Annotated in this window: 11 protein-coding genes; 8 read left to right on the plus strand and 3 right to left on the minus strand. The window is 65.1% G+C overall.

Features of this window, described 5'->3' with window-relative positions; all coding sequences use genetic code 11:
• Positions 1–396 precede the first annotated feature (396 nt).
• On the minus strand, positions 397–600 hold the full coding sequence (locus tag AQZ50_RS14050) for a hypothetical protein (protein WP_067747101.1): 204 nt from the start codon (positions 598–600) through the stop codon (positions 397–399).
• A 449-nt stretch (positions 601–1,049) separates the two neighbouring features.
• Here AQZ50_RS14050 and AQZ50_RS14055 point away from each other — a divergent pair, with 449 nt between their 5' ends.
• Positions 1,050–3,098 carry a TonB-dependent receptor gene (locus tag AQZ50_RS14055; protein WP_067747262.1) on the plus strand — a complete coding sequence of 683 codons (2,049 nt, stop codon included), beginning with the start codon at positions 1,050–1,052 and terminating at the stop codon, positions 3,096–3,098.
• A gap of 61 nt (positions 3,099–3,159) precedes the next feature.
• Here the strand turns inward: AQZ50_RS14055 and AQZ50_RS14060 are convergent, their stop codons facing one another.
• Positions 3,160–3,339: a hypothetical protein gene (locus AQZ50_RS14060; protein WP_067747102.1), complete on the minus strand. Its 180-nt coding sequence runs from the start codon at positions 3,337–3,339 to the stop codon at positions 3,160–3,162.
• Between the two features lie 68 nt (positions 3,340–3,407).
• Between AQZ50_RS14060 and AQZ50_RS14065 the strand changes: the two genes are divergently transcribed.
• From AQZ50_RS14065 to glgX, 6 genes are all read left to right on the plus strand, one after another.
• A complete protein-coding gene (locus tag AQZ50_RS14065) occupies positions 3,408–5,831 on the plus strand; it encodes a glycogen/starch/alpha-glucan phosphorylase (RefSeq protein ID WP_067747103.1) in 2,424 nt (807 codons plus the stop codon).
• Positions 5,832–5,871: 40 nt separating this feature from the next.
• On the plus strand, positions 5,872–8,034 hold the full coding sequence (gene glgB / locus AQZ50_RS14070; protein ID WP_067747104.1) for a 1,4-alpha-glucan branching protein GlgB: 2,163 nt from the start codon (positions 5,872–5,874) through the stop codon (positions 8,032–8,034).
• 8 nt (positions 8,035–8,042) lie between these two features.
• Positions 8,043–9,314: a glucose-1-phosphate adenylyltransferase gene (glgC, locus tag AQZ50_RS14075; RefSeq protein ID WP_067747105.1), complete on the plus strand. Its 1,272-nt coding sequence runs from the start codon at positions 8,043–8,045 to the stop codon at positions 9,312–9,314.
• Positions 9,315–9,382: 68 nt separating this feature from the next.
• Entirely contained in the window at positions 9,383–10,846 is a 1,464-nt protein-coding gene (glgA, locus tag AQZ50_RS14080) for a glycogen synthase GlgA (RefSeq protein ID WP_067747106.1), read from the plus strand.
• The gene (locus AQZ50_RS14085) at positions 10,843–12,471 is read left to right on the plus strand and encodes an alpha-D-glucose phosphate-specific phosphoglucomutase (protein WP_067747107.1); all 1,629 of its coding nucleotides are present in this window, start codon (positions 10,843–10,845) and stop codon (positions 12,469–12,471) included. The genes glgA and AQZ50_RS14085 overlap by 4 nt, the downstream gene beginning before the upstream one ends.
• A complete protein-coding gene (gene glgX / locus AQZ50_RS14090) occupies positions 12,468–14,285 on the plus strand; it encodes a glycogen debranching protein GlgX (protein WP_067747108.1) in 1,818 nt (605 codons plus the stop codon). Before AQZ50_RS14085 ends, glgX begins: the two co-directional genes overlap by 4 nt.
• On the opposite strand, the gene AQZ50_RS14095 is transcribed toward glgX, so the two are convergent.
• Positions 14,248–14,955, minus strand: a complete 708-nt coding sequence (locus AQZ50_RS14095; protein ID WP_067747109.1) for an RBBP9/YdeN family alpha/beta hydrolase — start codon at positions 14,953–14,955, stop codon at positions 14,248–14,250. The two genes, glgX and AQZ50_RS14095, sit on opposite strands and share 38 nt — an antisense overlap.
• A gap of 204 nt (positions 14,956–15,159) precedes the next feature.
• Here AQZ50_RS14095 and AQZ50_RS14100 point away from each other — a divergent pair, with 204 nt between their 5' ends.
• A complete protein-coding gene (locus AQZ50_RS14100; protein WP_082703661.1) occupies positions 15,160–15,969 on the plus strand; it encodes a DUF2334 domain-containing protein in 810 nt (269 codons plus the stop codon).
• The last annotated feature ends 188 nt before the right edge of the window (positions 15,970–16,157 follow it).

Below are 16,157 nucleotides of genomic sequence, written 5' to 3' on the forward strand. Positions count from 1 at the left end.
TTGCCAGGATTGCGATCGCAGTGCGTCATGGTCGGAATGCGATCTGCAACCGATGCCTGCGCTTCAAACGCGATATGGGGGCTTGGCGAACAAGCGCCTGCCCCGATCCGGCATATCCCATTCTTTTGTATTCGACCCCGTTCAATCCCGGGCCGTCACCAACTGCGACCCTGGCAACCGCCGGGATTGTGTGCACTGCAAACGTTACCGCTTCAACACCAAACCGCGCTGAACCGCCCCATGCATACGTGCGATGGCCGCAAGTTTGATGCGACAGCGTCTTTTTGTGATCCCTGTTTTTCTGTCTGCCGCCCTTGCCCGGGCGATCCGCCGCCTAGCGCCGCCCGTTTCCGGCATGCGCATTGCGCGGATGTCCTGCCGGAAAACGGGCACGGTTCAAATCAATTCCTCCTTTTGCAGGCGCTGCAGCAAGCGCACGGCCACCGAATGACGGATAGCCTTGCCTTCACGCAGCTTTACCCAGGTGTTCAGCCCGATCCCGAAATGGCTCTGAATCACTTCGGGTTTCTGGCATTGGATAATCGAGCGCATCTTGTCGACGACATTGGGCTCAACATAAGTCAGTTTCTGAACGCGCATCTTCCCTCATCTCGATAGCGTTGCGATGCCAGATTATGCGGCATTGCGTCATCGCCCATACGCATTTTGGCCCATGCCAACGGCGCCGACGACGCGGTATCAAGCGACACTTTACCAAATTCCGGGCCACATTCCGGAGTCGCCACATTCCGGAGTCGCCACATTCCGGAGTCGACTGTTCGATACGCTCCGATGCCCTGGCCCTCCCACTCCCCCGCCATCGCGCCAATTCGGCAATTGGCCTTGTGGCCGGGGTGACTTGCTTCACCGCGCTGGCTAGGGTCCACGTTCAGACGGGGGGCAAAGGCACGAGCGATGCCAAACACGAAACGAGTCCGGGCCGGATCAGGGCCGGGCTCGATCGGGGATCGCAACCAACGTTTCCCCCGCGCCATGATTGCGCCAGCCGGTCGAACGGACTGGATCAACGATTTGTGACGGGAACCTGGATGTCTGCCCTTTTGCTTCTTGCCGCGGCGCCCGCCGCCCTTGCCGCTTCGCTGGCGAATGCCGCACCGGCCCCTGCGCCCGGCACCGGCCCTGACACTGGCGCTGACACCGGCGCTGACACCGGCAATACGTCGTCGATCATCGTGACCGGACGCGCGCTGCCCGATCTGCCGACCAGCGCGGCCTATGAAGTGTCCGCGATCGACGCGGCGCGGATCGAGCAAGTGCCTTCGGGCCGGCTGGAAGATGCGTTGGCCGATGTCGCCGGGCTGCAACTGTTTCGCCGTTCCGACAGCCGCGCGGCCAACCCCTCGGCCGATGGCTTTACCTTGCGCGGGCTCGGCGGCAACGCGGCCAGCCGCACGCTGGTCCTGCTCGACGGCGTGCCGCAGGCCGATCCCTTCTTCGGTTCGGTGCCGCTGACCGCGATAAACCCGGCCCAGATCGCCGACATCCGCGTGATTCATGGCGGGGGCAGCGGCGCATTCGGCGCAGGCGCGGTGGCCGGGACGATCGACATGACCAGCGCCGGCGCATCCGATCGCGGGCTGGTTACCGGCGAAGCGCTGATCGACGATCGCGGCGACACGAGCGTCTCGGCCGGTGTCGCCCCGAAACTGGGCAACGGCTTTGCCGTGGTCTCGGGCCGTTGGGATCGCGGCCCCGGCTTCTGGACCACGCCGGTCAGCCAGCGCGTATCGGCCAGCGCCAAGGCCAGATATGGAAGCTGGTCGCTGGCCTTGCGCGGGGTGACCCAGGTCACGCCCGACATCGAACTGCAAAGCCGGATCGCCGCATTCGGCGACGCCCAGACGCTGCGCTATGCCCAGGCGCTGACCGGCATGAGCGGCGAAGATGCCTCGCTCCGGCTGGTCGGTCGCGGACCATGGCAGTTCGACGCGCTGATCTATGGCCAGTTGCGCAATTTCAACAGCATGACCTTGAGTTCGTCGACCACCCTGCCGGTCGACAACCAGTACGACACGCCCTCAAGCGGGGTCGGCGGCAAGATCGAGATACGCCCGCCGCTGGGCAAGGCCCATGCGCTGCGCCTCGGCGCCGATGCGCGCGAAGTGACCGGCTATGAAAGCGAAGATCTTTACACCAAGGGCGCGATCAGCAGCCGTCGCCGCGAAGGCGGCACCAACGACGATCTCGGATTCTATGCCGAAGAAGCCTGGACGATCGGCATTCTGCAATTGACGGCAGGCGGCCGGGCCGATCGCTGGACCATCCGCGATGGCGAGATCCAGACCTCTTCGCTGGCCGGAACGACACTGACCGACACCCGCTATCCCACCCGTTCGGGGTGGACCGGATCGTTTCGCGGCGGTGCGCTGCTGCACGCGACGGGCGCGCTCGATCTGCGCGGATCGGCCTATTCGGGAATGCGTCAGCCGACGCTCAACGAATTGTACCGCGCCTTTACCGTCTATCCGGTGACCACCCTGGCCAATCCCAATCTGGTCAACGAACAGTTGCGCGGGATCGAAGGCGGCTTTGACTGGCGCGCGCTCAAGGGGCTCCGGCTCAGCGTGACCGCGTTTGACAACAAGGTCGACAACGCGATCGCCAATATCACGATCAACGCCACGACCCAGATCCGCCAGAACGTTCCGGCCATCCATGCCCATGGCCTCGAAGCCGGGGCCGACGCGCATTTCGGCACCATTTCGCTGGGCGGATCGCTGGCCTGGACGATCGCCCGGATGGAAGCGCCGGGGCAGGCCTATGACGGTTTGCGCCCGCAGCAGGTTCCGCGCCTGTCGGCCAGCGCCAATGCCGCATGGACGCCGCGTCCGGGCTATACGCTGGGGGCAACGCTGCGCCATGTCGGCGTCGCTTTCGAAGACAGCCTGGCAACGGCCGCGCTGCCTGCGGCAACAACGCTCGGCGCCTATGCCTCGATGCCGCTGGCGGGGCCGTTCAGTCTGGTGCTGCGCGGCGAAAACCTGACCAACGTGACCGTCGTCACACGCAATTCGGGCGGCACCGTCGACATCGGCACCCCGCGCACCGTCTGGGCGGGGGTTCGCGTCGGAATCTGACGCTTTAACCATACGAATGCGCCCTTGCGAACGATTGCAGGGGTGATAGCAATCCTCTCGGTCAGACAATGCCGGTACGCGGCGAAAACCGCGAACCGGCATTTTTTTGCCCGGCCACCACTTGTTCGCTTGAAAGGCTGGTGAAAGCTGGCCTACCCAAGCCGAGGGAGAGGCTGCCGCTTTGCGCATCGTTCGATCCAGGAACAAGCGCGGCGCGGCTGCCGAAAAAGGCCGTGAACATCAGTCTGCTGGTGGGTGGCGCCCTGTTGCGCGACCGATTCGCAGGCGCTTGCCGAGGAACCGCGCCGCATGAGCCTTGACGTCCCGCTGAGCCCAGGCTCCAAAGCCGCCGATATCGACATCCATATCATCGACGTGCTGCGCCACAGGGTCGGCAAGGACGAACGCGCGGCCAAACCGCACGACTGGTATACCGCGACCGTGCTCACGCTGCGCGATGCGATCATCGACGTGTGGATGGAATCGACGCGCCACACTTATGAAACCGGGGGCAAGCGGGTCTATTACCTCAGCCTCGAATTCCTGATCGGGCGGCTGTTGCGCGACGCGCTGTCCAACATGGGCCTGACCCGCGAAATGGAACTGGCGCTGCGCGAACACGGCTTCGATCTTGCCGCGCTCGAAGAGCTTGAGCCCGACGCCGCGCTCGGCAACGGCGGTCTTGGTCGGCTGGCAGCGTGTTTCATGGAAAGCCTCGCCAGCCTCGACATTCCCGCTTACGGCTATGGCATCCGCTACAAGAACGGCATGTTCCGGCAGCGGATCGACGAAGGCTGGCAGGTGGAGCTGCCCGAAACCTGGCTGAGCCACGGCAACCCCTGGGAATTTCCCCGCCGCGAGAGCGCCTATCTGATCGGCTTTGGCGGCGAAGTGGTCGATCGCGGCGAAACGGTCGAATGGATTCCCGCCGAACAAGTCGAAGCCAGCGCCTATGACACCCCCGTCGTCGGCTGGCGCGGCAAGCGTATCAACACGCTGCGGCTGTGGACGGCGCGCGCGCTCGATCCGATTCAGCTCGACGCGTTCAATGCCGGCGATCACGTCGGCGCGCTCGTCGAAGAAGCGCGCGCCGATGCGCTGGTGCGCGTGCTCTATCCGGCAGACAACACCCCCGCCGGGCTGGAACTGCGCCTGAGGCAAGAGTTCTTTTTCACCTCGGCCTCGATTCAGGACATCGTGCGGCGCCATATCCAGTTCCACGGCGATGTGCGCACGCTGGCGGACAAGGCGGCGATCCAGCTCAACGACACGCACCCCTCGGTCGCGGTCGCCGAGCTGATGCGCCTGCTGGTCGATAGCCACGGGCTCGAATTCAACGAAGCGTGGGAAGTCACCAAAAAGACCATCGGCTATACCAATCACACGCTGCTGCCCGAAGCGCTCGAATCCTGGCAATTGCCGCTGTTCGAACGTTTGCTGCCCCGGCACATGCAGATCATCTATGCGATCAACAGCCGCGTCCTGCGCGAAGCGCGCCGCGCCGGCCTGAGCGATCAGCAGATTTCCGCGATCAGCCTGATCGACGAACATGGCGATCGCCGCGTGCGCATGGCCAATCTCGCCTTTGTCGGCGCGCACAGCGTCAACGGCGTCGCCGCGTTGCACACCGAACTGATGAAATCGACGGTTTTCGCCGATCTTCACGCGCTCTATCCGACGCGGATCAACAACAAGACCAACGGCGTCACGCCGCGCCGCTGGCTGCTTCAGTGCAACCCCGGCCTGGTTACCGTGATCAAGGACGCGATCGGCGACGCTTTCCTCGATGATGTGGAAAAGCTGGCCGATCTCAATGCGCTGGCGAACGACCCCGCGCTGGGCGAGCGCATTGCCGAAGTCAAGCGGTCGAACAAGGTCGCGCTTGCCGCGCATCTCAAGCAATTGACCGGGGTGCGGCTCGATCCCGACGCATTGTTCGACGTCCACATCAAGCGTATCCACGAATACAAGCGCCAGTTGCTCAATCTGATCGAGACGGTCGCGCTCTATGACCAGATCCGCAGCCATCCCGAACGCGACTGGGTGCCCCGCGTCAAGATCTTTGGCGGCAAGGCGGCGCCGAGCTATCACAACGCCAAACTGATCATCAAGCTGGCCAACGACATCGCCCGCCGGGTCAATTCCGACCCCTCGGTCGGCGGCTTGCTCAAAGTCGTGTTCGTGCCCAATTACAACGTTTCGCTGGCCGAACGGCTGATCCCCGCCGCCGACTTGTCGGAACAGATTTCGACCGCCGGAATGGAAGCTTCGGGCACCGGCAACATGAAATTCGCGCTCAACGGCGCATTGACCATCGGCACGCTCGACGGCGCCAATATCGAGATCAAGGATCATGTCGGCGATGACAACATCGTGATCTTTGGCCTGACCGCAGAACAGGTCGCCGAAAAGCGGGCCAACGGATACAACCCGCGCGCGGTGATCGATGGTTCGCGCGAATTGCGGCAGGCCGTCTCGGCGATTGCCAGCGGCGTGTTCAGCCCCGACGAGCCCGACCGCTATGCCTCGCTGATGGGTGGGCTCTACGACAGCGACTGGTTCATGGTCGCCGCCGATTTCGATTCCTATCATGCCGCGCAGCGCTCGATCGACGCCCGCTGGGAAGACCAGACAGCCTGGCGCGCCAGCGCGATCCGCAACATTGCCAATGTCGGATGGTTTTCATCCGATCGTACCATTCGCGAATACGCCACCGACATCTGGGGCGTCTGATACCCGTCCGCCCGCGCGGACAGGGAGAGGAAACAAGACCATGAAGCCGCCGGCCACCGCCATCGAAGCCTTGCTCGAGGGCACGCACGCCGATCCCTTTTCGCTCCTGGGAATTCACGAAGGGCCCGGCGGCAGCTTTGCCCGCGCCGTCCTGCCCGGCGCGGCCGAGGCAGAGGCGCAAAGCCTGTCGGGCGAGGTCTTGGGCACGCTTGCGCGGGTCGATGCGCGCGGCCTGTTCGAAGGGCCGGTTGCGGGCGCGCGCCAGCCGGTGCGCTATCGCTGTCGCAACGGCATTCATGAATGGTGGGTCACCGATCCCTATTCATTTGGCCCGGTGTTGGGGCCGACCGACGATTTCCTGATCGGCGAAGGCACGCATTACCGCCTGTTCGACAAGATGGGCGCGCATGTCATCGATCATGAAGGCGCGCGCGGCGTGCATTTCGCCGTCTGGGCGCCCAATGCGCGGCTGGTCGCGGTGGTCGGCGATTTCAACGACTGGGATTCACGGCGTCACCCGATGCGGCGGCGACAGGACACCGGGATCTGGGAAGTGTTCATCCCCGACATCGGCCTTGGCCGCGCCTACAAGTTCCGCGTGACCGGCCCCGACGGCGTGGTGCAACCGTTGAAAGCCGATCCCTTTGCGTTCTTTTCGGAACTGCGCCCCGCAACCGCCTCGATCGTCGCCGCGCCGGGCAAGCCCGAATGGGGCGATGCGCCGCACCGCGCCCATTGGGCGAAAACCGATCCCCGGCGCGAGGCGATTGCGATCTATGAAGTCCATCCCGGATCATGGCGCTACAGCCCGGGCCGCCTGTTCCCGACCTGGGACGAGCTGGCCGATCAACTGATCCCTTATGTCGTCGACATGGGGTTTACCCATATCGAGTTCCTGCCGGTCAGCGAACATCCCTATGACCCGAGCTGGGGCTATCAGACCACCGGGCTCTATGCCCCGACCGCGCGGTTTGGCGGGCCCGACGGCTTTGCCCGGTTTGTCGACGGGGCGCATCGCGCCGGGATCGGCGTGCTGATCGACTGGGTGCCGGCGCATTTCCCGACCGACGCGCATGGTCTGGCCCGGTTCGACGGCACCAGCCTTTATGAACACGCCGACCCGCGCCAGGGGTTTCATCCCGACTGGAACACCGCGATCTACAATTTCGGGCGGCGCGAGGTCGAAGCTTTCCTGACCAACAATGCGCTGTTCTGGGCCGAAGTCTATCATGTCGATGGCTTGCGCGTCGATGCGGTCGCCTCGATGCTCTATCGCGATTATTCGCGCAAGGCCGGCGAATGGATTCCCAACGAACAGGGCGGGCGCGAAAACTGGGAAGCGGTCCATTTTCTGCAAGGAATGAACCGCGCGGTCTATGGCCGTCATCCCGGTGTCATGACCATTGCCGAAGAGAGCACGTCATGGCCCGGCGTATGCCTGCCGGCGCATGAGGGCGGGCTCGGATTCGGGTTCAAATGGAACATGGGCTTCATGCATGACACGCTGAAATACATGGCGCGCGATCCGGTGCATCGTCGCTATCACCATGACGAGATCACGTTTGGCCTGGTCTATGCTTTTGCCGAGAATTTCGTCCTGCCGCTGAGCCATGACGAAGTGGTCCACGGCAAGGGTTCGCTGCTGACCAAGATGAGCGGCGATGACTGGCAGAAGTTTGCGAGCCTGCGCGCCTATTACGGGCTGATGTGGGGCTATCCGGGCAAGAAGCTGTTGTTCATGGGCCAGGAATTTGCCCAGCGCCGCGAATGGAGCGAAGCGCGCGAGCTGGATTGGGATCTGCTCGGCCATGCAGCCCATGCCGGGGTGCAGGCCTGGGTCCGCGATTGCAACCATGCCTATCGCCGCCTTCCCGCGCTTCACGCCCGGGATTGCGAAGGCGACGGCTTTGCCTGGCTGGTCGTCGACGACGCGGCGGCGAGCGTGTTTGCCTGGGTGCGCAAGGCGCCGGGCGCCAATCCGGTCGCCGTGGTCTGTAATTTCACCCCGGCGGTCCATGGTCATTATCGCCTGCCGCTGCCGCTCGACGGCGCATGGCACGAAGTGCTCAACAGCGATTCCGCCCTCTATGGCGGTTCGGGTCAGGGCAATCAGGGGATGATCGAGGTCAAGGACGGCGCGGCGCTGGTAGTGTTGCCTCCGCTGGCGACAGTGATGTTCGAATATGCCGGTCAGCAAGCATAGAGGTGGGGATGAGGGACAGGACAATTGGACAGCCGCTGGCGCGCGACGCCATGGCTTATGTACTTGCCGGCGGGCGCGGCAGCCGATTGAAGGAATTGACCGACAATCGCGCCAAGCCGGCGGTCTATTTCGGCGGGGTCAGCCGGATCATCGATTTTGCCCTGTCGAATGCGCTCAATTCGGGCATTCGCCGCATCGGCGTGGCCACGCAGTACAAGGCGCATTCGCTGATCCGCCACATGAACCGCGCGTGGAATTTCATGCGTCCGGAGCGCAACGAAAGCTTTGACATCCTGCCCGCCTCGCAGCGCATTTCAGAGCTGTTGTGGTATGAAGGCACGGCCGATGCGGTGTTTCAGAACATCGACATCATCGAAAGCCATGCGCCCAAATACATGGTCATTCTGGCGGGCGATCACATCTACAAGATGGACTACGAATTGATGCTGCAACAGCACGTCAATTCGGGCGCGGATGTCACCATCGGCTGCCTCGTGGTGGACAAGAAGGAAGCGTCCGGGTTTGGCGTGATGGCTGTCGACGAAGACAGCCAGATCACCGCCTTTGTCGAAAAACCGGCCGATCCGCCGACCATTCCGGGCGATGCGGCGCACAGCCTCGCCTCGATGGGGATCTATGTCTTCGAGACGAAGTTCCTGTTCGAACAATTGCGCCGCGATGCCGAAACGCCGGGATCGAGCCGCGATTTCGGCAACGACATCATCCCCTATATCGTCCGGCACGGCAAAGCGGTCGCCCATCGCTTTACCGACAGCTGCGTGCGCGCGTCCGAACAGACCGGCGAATACTGGCGCGACGTCGGCACGCTCGACGCCTATTTCGATGCCAATCTCGACCTGACCGACACGGTCCCCCATCTCAACATGTACGACCGCAACTGGCCGATCTGGACCGATCAGATCATCGCGGCCCCGGCCAAGTTCGTCCATGACGAGGATGGTCGGCGCGGCATGGCGATCTCCTCGCTGATCAGCCAGGATTGCATCGTCTCGGGCGCGCTCGCGCGGCGCAGCATGCTGTTTACCGGGGTCAAGATGGGGTCGTGGTCCTCGGTCGAAGAGGCGGTGATCCTGCCCTATTGCAACATCGGGCGTCACGCGCGGCTGAAACGGGTGATCCTCGATTCGGGCGTGCGCATTCCCGAAGGACTGGTCGTCGGCGAAGATCCCGAACTCGACGCACGTCGTTTCCGCCGTACCGAAAACGGGGTATGCCTGATCACCAAATCGATGATCGAGCGCATTGTCGAAGAACGCTGAACAGCCCCCATCCTCCGCGCCGCCCCGATCCGGGGAGGCCGATCCGGGGAGAATTGCGAAGGAATGCCATGACCATCCGGGTGCTGTCGATCGCTTCCGAAGCGGTGCCGCTGATCAAGACCGGCGGGCTCGCCGATGTCGTCGGCGCCTTGCCCGCGGCAGTTGCCGATCATGGCGTGGCGATGACCACGATGCTGCCCGGTTACCCGGCCGTCATGGCTGCGCTGGGCCATGAAAAGGCGGGCCGGGTAAAACATGTTCACGCATGGCCCTCGCTGATCGGCGAACCGGCGCGGCTGATCGCGGGCACGATCGGCGATCATCCGCTGCTGGTGCTCGATGCGCCGGGCCTGTTCGGGCGTGACGGCGGGCCCTATGTCGATGGCACGGGGCGCGACTGGGCGGACAACGGGCTGCGCTTTGCCGCCTTTGCCCGCGCGGCTGCCGATGTCGCCTGCGGCGCGGTGCCGGGCATGACGTTCGACTTGGCCCATGCCCATGACTGGCAGGCCGCGCTTGTGCCTGCCTATTTGCGCTTTGCCCCGGCGGGCGATGCCCCGCCGAGCGTCATAACCATTCACAACATGGCGTTTCAGGGGCACTATCCCGCCGCACTGTTCCCCCGGCTTGGCCTGCCCGATGCGGCCTGGTCGATCCATGGTGTCGAATACCACGGCGGCGTCGGGTTTCTCAAAGCCGGGCTCGAATCCGCCTGGGCCATCACCACGGTCAGCCCGACCTATGCGCGCGAGATCCGCACCGCAGAATTCGGCATGGGGCTCGAAGGGCTGATCCGCGCGCGCGCGGGCCACGTCCACGGCATTGTCAACGGTATCGACAGCCGCGAATGGAATCCCGCCGACGATCTTGCGCTCGCCAGTCCGTTTACCGCGCGCACGCTCGCCCGTCGCGCCGCCAACAAGACCGCGCTCGAAGCCGAATTCGACCTCGAACCGGGGACCGGCCCGCTGTTCGTGGTGATCAGCCGGCTGACCTGGCAAAAGGGCATGGACGAACTGCTCCACGTGCTCGACCACCTCGTCGCCTCGGGCGCACGGCTCGCGCTGCTGGGATCGGGCGACCGCGCGCTTGAGGCGGGGTTCGTGGCGGCAGCCGGGCGCCATCCCCGGCGCATCGGCGTGCGCATCGGCTATGATGAAAACCTGTCGCACCGCATGCAGGGCGGCGGCGATGCGATTCTCGTGCCCAGCCGCTTCGAGCCGTGCGGGCTGACCCAGTTGTATGGCCTCGCCTACGGGTGCGTGCCGGTCGTGGCGCGCACGGGGGGGCTGGCCGACACGGTGATCGATGCCAATCTGGCCGCGCTGGCCACCGGCTGCGCCACCGGCATTCAATTCAACGCGGTGACTCATAACGCGCTGGTCGAAGCGATCGACCGCACGGGTGAGCTGTATCGCGATCCCCGCGTCTGGCAACAGGTCCAGCGCGCCGGGATGAAGTCCGATTTCTCGTGGGGTCGCAGCGGCAAGGCCTATGCCGACCTCTATGCCAGTCTGGTGGAGGCCCGATGATCGTTACCGTCCCGAGCACGCCATTTGCGGGGCAAAAACCCGGAACGTCGGGCCTGCGCAAGAAAGTGCGCGTGTTTGCGCAGCCCAATTATGCCGAAAATTTCATCCAGTCGGTGTTCGACGTGGTCGAACGCGCGCCGGGCGCCACATTGGCGATCGGCGGCGACGGACGCTATCACAACCGCACCGTGATCCAGGCCGCGATCCGTATCGCCGCCGCCAATGGCTATGGCCGCGTGCTGGTCGGGCGCGGCGGCATCCTGTCGACCCCTGCCGCCAGCCACATCATTCGCAAATACGGCGCGAGCGGGGGCCTTATCCTCTCGGCCAGCCACAATCCCGGCGGGCCCGATGAAGATTTCGGCATCAAGTACAACATCGCCAACGGCGGCCCCGCGCCCGAAAGCGTGACCGAGGCGATCTATGCCCGCACGCAAACGATCGACCGCTGGCTGACTGTCAAAGCCGACGATGTCGATCTCGATACGTTGGGCGATACGCGGATCGAAGGCCTGGTCGTCAGCGTGATCGATCCGGTGGCCGATTATGCCGACCTGATGGAGACACTGTTCGACTTTGCGGCGATCCGCGCGGCGGTTGCCAACGGGCTGACCATGACATTCGATGCGATGAGCGCGGTGACCGGCCCTTATGGCATCGAGATTCTCGAACGTCGGCTCGGCTTTCCGGCGGGCACCGTGAAAAACGGCGTCCCGCTCGAAGATTTCGGCGGGCACCACCCCGACCCCAACATGGTCCATGCCAAAGACCTGTTCGACACGATGTTCGGCCCCGAGGCCCCCGATTTCGGTGCGGCCTCGGATGGCGATGGCGATCGCAACCTGATCGTCGGGCGCGGTCGTTTCATCACCCCGTCGGACAGCCTCGCCATGCTCGCGGCCAATGCCCATCTGGCGCCCGGCTATGCGGCGGGGCTCAAGGGCATTGCCCGCTCGATGCCGACGAGCGCGGCGGCGGATCGCGTCGCTGCGGCTCTGGGCATACCCTGCTACGAAACGCCGACCGGCTGGAAATTCTTCGGCAATCTGCTCGACGCCGGCATGGCGACGATCTGCGGCGAGGAAAGCGCAGGCACCGGGTCAGACCACGTCCGCGAAAAGGACGGGCTGTGGGCCGTGTTGCTGTGGCTGAATATCCTCAGCGTGCGACGGATCAGCGTCGATGAGATCGCCCGCGAACATTGGGCGACTTATGGCCGCAACTATTACGCGCGCCACGATTACGAGGCGCTGCCGACCGAGGCTGCCGATGCGCTGATCGCCGAGCTGACGGCGAGCCTGCCCGACCTGCCCGGCACCGTGCCGGGCCCGTTGACCGTCGCCGTCGCCGACAGCTTTTCCTATCTCGACCCGGTCGACGGCTCGATCAGCGCCAAACAGGGCCTGCGCATTCTGTTCGAAGGCGGATCGCGCATCGTGTTTCGCCTGTCGGGCACCGGCACCGAAGGCGCGACGCTGCGCGTCTATCTCGAACGCTATGAACCGGCGGACGGCGCGCTCGATCGCGATACCGGCGTCATGCTGGCCGACCTGATCGCGGCGGCCGAAACGCTCGCCGGGATTGCGCGCCACACCGGTCGCACGCAGCCCAGCGTGATCACATGACCGCAGTATCCGGGCCGGGCTCGACCCGGTTCCAGGTACGAGCCCCGCGTGCCGAGGCGGTGTGGCTGTGCCTGTTTGCCGACGATGCGGAGCGCCGCGTGCCGATGGCGCGCAGCGATGATGACTGGATCGTCGATGTGCCCGGCGATCTTGCGGGCGCGGCTTACGGCTTTCGTGCGCAAGGGCCGTGGGCACCCGAACAAGGGCTGTGGTTCGATCCGGCCAAGCTGTTGGTCGATCCGCACGCGGTCGAGCTCGATCGTCCGTTTCGGCAGAACCCTGCGCTCGCGCAGCATGGCGTCGACACCGCGCCATGGGTGCCGCGCGCGCTGGTCCCTGGCGTCCTGCCCCCCGGTGCCCTGCCCGAAGCGCCCCCTGCCCCGCCGCTGTTTACCCCCGGCGGGCTGATCTATGAAGTCAATGTGCGCGGCCTGACCATGCTTCACCCGGCTGTGCCCGAGGCGCTGCGCGGCACGATTGCGGCGCTGGCGCATCCGGCGATCATCGCGCATCTCAAAAAACTGCATGTCGCCGCCATCGAACTGATGCCGATCGTCGCCTGGATCGACGAGCGCCACTTGCCCCCGCTCGGCCTTGCCAATGCCTGGGGCTACAATCCGGTCGTGCCTATGGCGCTCGATCCGCGCCTGTGTCCCGGCGGTGTGGCCGAACTCGCCGCCACGGTTGCCGCGCTCAGAGCCGAAGGGATCGGGGTCCTTCTCGATCTGGTGTTCAACCATACCGGCGAAAGCGACGAACACGGCCCGGTGCTGTCATTGCGCGGGCTCGACAATGCGGCCTATGCCCATGCGGACGACGGCTCGCTGATCAATGACACCGGCTGCGGCAACACGCTCGACTTTGCCAATCCGGCGGTCCGCGCGCTGGTGCTCGATACCTTGCGCCATTTCGTGCGTCATGCGGGTGTCGACGGATTCCGCTTTGACCTCGCCCCGGTCATGGCGCGCGGCCCCGGCTTTGCCGCCGACGCCCCGATCTTTGCCGAAATCGCCGCCGATCCCGCCTTGCGCGACCGGGTGCTGATCGCCGAACCATGGGACATCGGCCCCGGCGGGTATCAGCTCGGGCAGTTTCCGGCGAACTGGCTCGAATGGAACGACCGCTGGCGCGACGACGTGCGGCGGTTCTGGCGCGGCGACTCAGGGGTCGGCCTGCTCGCCCGGCGCATGGCCGGATCGTCGGACCTGTTCGGGCCTTGCGCCCATGTTCCGTGCCGCTCGGTCAATTTCCTCGCCGCGCATGACGGCTTCACGCTCGCCGACACGCTCGCCTATGTGCATCGCCACAATCAGGCAAACGGCGAAGACAACCGTGACGGCCACGGCGAGAATTTCAGCTGGAACAACGGCGTCGAAGGGCCGAGCCACGACGCCGCTGTCCTCGCCCGCCGCGCCGCGTTCGCCCGCGCCATGCTGGGCACGCTGTTTGCCTCGACGGGGACGATCATGCTGACCGCTGGCGACGAATTCGGGCGCAGCCAGCATGGCAACAACAACGCCTATGCGCAGGACAACCCGCTGACCTGGATCGATTGGGCCCATCGCGACACCGCGCTGGAAGATCATGTCGCCACGCTCGCCGCCTGGCGCGCCGCGCATCACCCGGCGCGCGCGCTGTTCCCCGAAGACGGCGCCTGGCTGACTCTCGCCGGCACGCCGATGACCGCCGCCGATTGGGACGCACCCGACAATGCCGGGTTTGCCTGGCGCACGGCCGATGGCGATGGCTATGCCATCGACCGCACAATCCCGGCGGTCATTCCCAACGCAGCAGCGGCGCTTCCTGCGGCATGATCGCCACGGGCGTGTCGCCAGCCGCCGCCCCTGCGGTCATCATCGGCGGCACCGACAACGGCGAAAGCTGCTGCAACAGCGACAGGCCATGCGCCCATTCGCCGATGCCGGAGCGCGCGTTGACATGGCCGATCGCGCCCGCATCGACAAAGCGCGCGCCCCACCGCTGCGCCATCTGGCGCGCCTGCGACAGGCCGAGATAGGGGTCATCGCGGCTGGCCGCGACGATCGAGGGAAACGGCAAAGGCGATGGCGGCAACGGGGCAAACCGGGTCAACCGGCGGTCCAGCGGGCGCTCTTCGACATCGGGCGGCGCCACCAACAGCGCGCCGATCACCGGGCATGGCTCTCCCGCGCGCACATGCGCATGGAACGCCGCCTCATATTCGGCCCACCAGGCAATGACATGGCACCCCAGCGAATGCGCCACGAGGACCACCGGCCGCTCGGCACGACCGATCGCCAGCGCCAGCTTGCCAACCCAGGTGTTGCGATGGGGATCGTCCCACAGCCCGAGATCGACTCGTCGCGCACGGGGCAGCGTCTGCTCCCAGATCGTCTGCCAATGCCCCGGCCCGCTGTTGCCCAGCCCCGGAACCATGAGAATATCGGGGATCCCCTCCCGATCGGCCCTCGTCGACGTCGTATGGTCAATGTTCAGGTTGGCCATGTCACAGCCTTTCGCCATGGAATGTGTGCCGGTCGACTCGGAAGCCGTACGGTCACCGGCAAAGAATATTTCAACTTTTTAAGTAGACAATAGCCCAGGCGGCAGAACGCCGCGTACAGGCGTCAGGCGGTTGCATCGGTCTTGCACATTTTCGTTGCAAAGTGAGATGGGTTGCGACAGTCCGGCCCCCCGAATGGCCATGACATGACCGCGACCCCGCCATCCCTTGCCCCGTCCGCCGGACGCGCGGCTGTCAAACCTTTTGACAAACCCGGTGCGAGCCGGCGCTTGCTGGTGTCGATTCACGATGTCTCGCCGCGCTCGGAAAGCGCCGTCGACGCGCTGGCCGACCGGCTGCAGCGCCACCTCGGGGGCGCGAACTTTGCCATGCTGGTGATCCCCGACCATTGGCGCGAAGCGCCGATCGCGGGCAACGCGGCATTCCATGCCCGACTGCGTCACTGGGCGGATCAGGGCATCGAAATGTTCCTGCACGGCTGGTGCCATCGCGACGAAACCCCGGCGCAAAGCGGGCTGTCGGGCTTCAAGGGCAAGCACATGACCGCCGGCGAGGGCGAATTCCTCAGCCTGTCGCAAACGGAAGCGACGCGGCGCATGCGCGAAGGCAAGGCGCTGCTCGAAGACATTCTCGGCAAACCGGTCGCAGGCTTCATCGCGCCAGCCTGGCTCTATGGGCCGGGCGCGCTTGCCGCGCTGGACGACATCGGCTTTGCGCTGGCCGAAGATCACATGAAAGTCTGGGAACCGGGCAGCCGACGCGTGCTCTCGCGCGGCCCGGTAGTGACCTGGGCCAGCCGCAGCCCGGGGCGTATCCGTTCGTCGCTGTGGTTTGCCGCACTGGCCCGGCGCGCGCTGCCGGTGCTGCCGACCTTGCGCGTTGCGGTCCATCCCGGCGATGTCACCGTGCCCGCTCTGCTCGGCTCGATCGACGCGACGCTGGCGCGCTTTGCCGCGTCGCACCGGCCCGCGCGTTATGCCGAGCTGCTCGCATGATGGCGCGTGCGGCGGATATTTCGCGTGGCGACTGGACCAGCGGCATCAAGCTGCCTAAACGCGACGCGATGGCCTGGGGATGGGGACTCCCGGCATGCCAGACGGAGCAACGCACGACCATGATCATTCCTGCCAGGGCCGCCGTGGGGATCGCCACCGACCCGGCTGCGAACCTCGCGGCTCCGGAA

The organism is Novosphingobium sp. Fuku2-ISO-50, from assembly GCF_001519055.1.
Lineage (GTDB): Bacteria > Pseudomonadota > Alphaproteobacteria > Sphingomonadales > Sphingomonadaceae > Novosphingobium.

What these genes read in the sequence shown, in the direction of transcription:
- glgX (WP_067747108.1), top strand. Translation starts at nt 12,468, where the DNA reads ATGACCGCAGTATCCGGGCCGGGCTCGACCCGGTTCCAGGTACGAGCC.
- AQZ50_RS14095 (WP_067747109.1), bottom strand. Translation starts at nt 14,955, where the DNA reads ATGGCCAACCTGAACATTGACCATACGACGTCGACGAGGGCCGATCGG.
- AQZ50_RS14100 (WP_082703661.1), top strand. Translation starts at nt 15,160, where the DNA reads ATGACCGCGACCCCGCCATCCCTTGCCCCGTCCGCCGGACGCGCGGCT.
- AQZ50_RS14055 (WP_067747262.1), top strand. Translation starts at nt 1,050, where the DNA reads ATGTCTGCCCTTTTGCTTCTTGCCGCGGCGCCCGCCGCCCTTGCCGCT.
- AQZ50_RS14060 (WP_067747102.1), bottom strand. Translation starts at nt 3,339, where the DNA reads ATGTTCACGGCCTTTTTCGGCAGCCGCGCCGCGCTTGTTCCTGGATCG.
- AQZ50_RS14065 (WP_067747103.1), top strand. Translation starts at nt 3,408, where the DNA reads ATGAGCCTTGACGTCCCGCTGAGCCCAGGCTCCAAAGCCGCCGATATC.
- AQZ50_RS14085 (WP_067747107.1), top strand. Translation starts at nt 10,843, where the DNA reads ATGATCGTTACCGTCCCGAGCACGCCATTTGCGGGGCAAAAACCCGGA.
- glgC (WP_067747105.1), top strand. Translation starts at nt 8,043, where the DNA reads ATGAGGGACAGGACAATTGGACAGCCGCTGGCGCGCGACGCCATGGCT.
- glgA (WP_067747106.1), top strand. Translation starts at nt 9,383, where the DNA reads ATGACCATCCGGGTGCTGTCGATCGCTTCCGAAGCGGTGCCGCTGATC.
- AQZ50_RS14050 (WP_067747101.1), bottom strand. Translation starts at nt 600, where the DNA reads ATGCGCGTTCAGAAACTGACTTATGTTGAGCCCAATGTCGTCGACAAG.
- glgB (WP_067747104.1), top strand. Translation starts at nt 5,872, where the DNA reads ATGAAGCCGCCGGCCACCGCCATCGAAGCCTTGCTCGAGGGCACGCAC.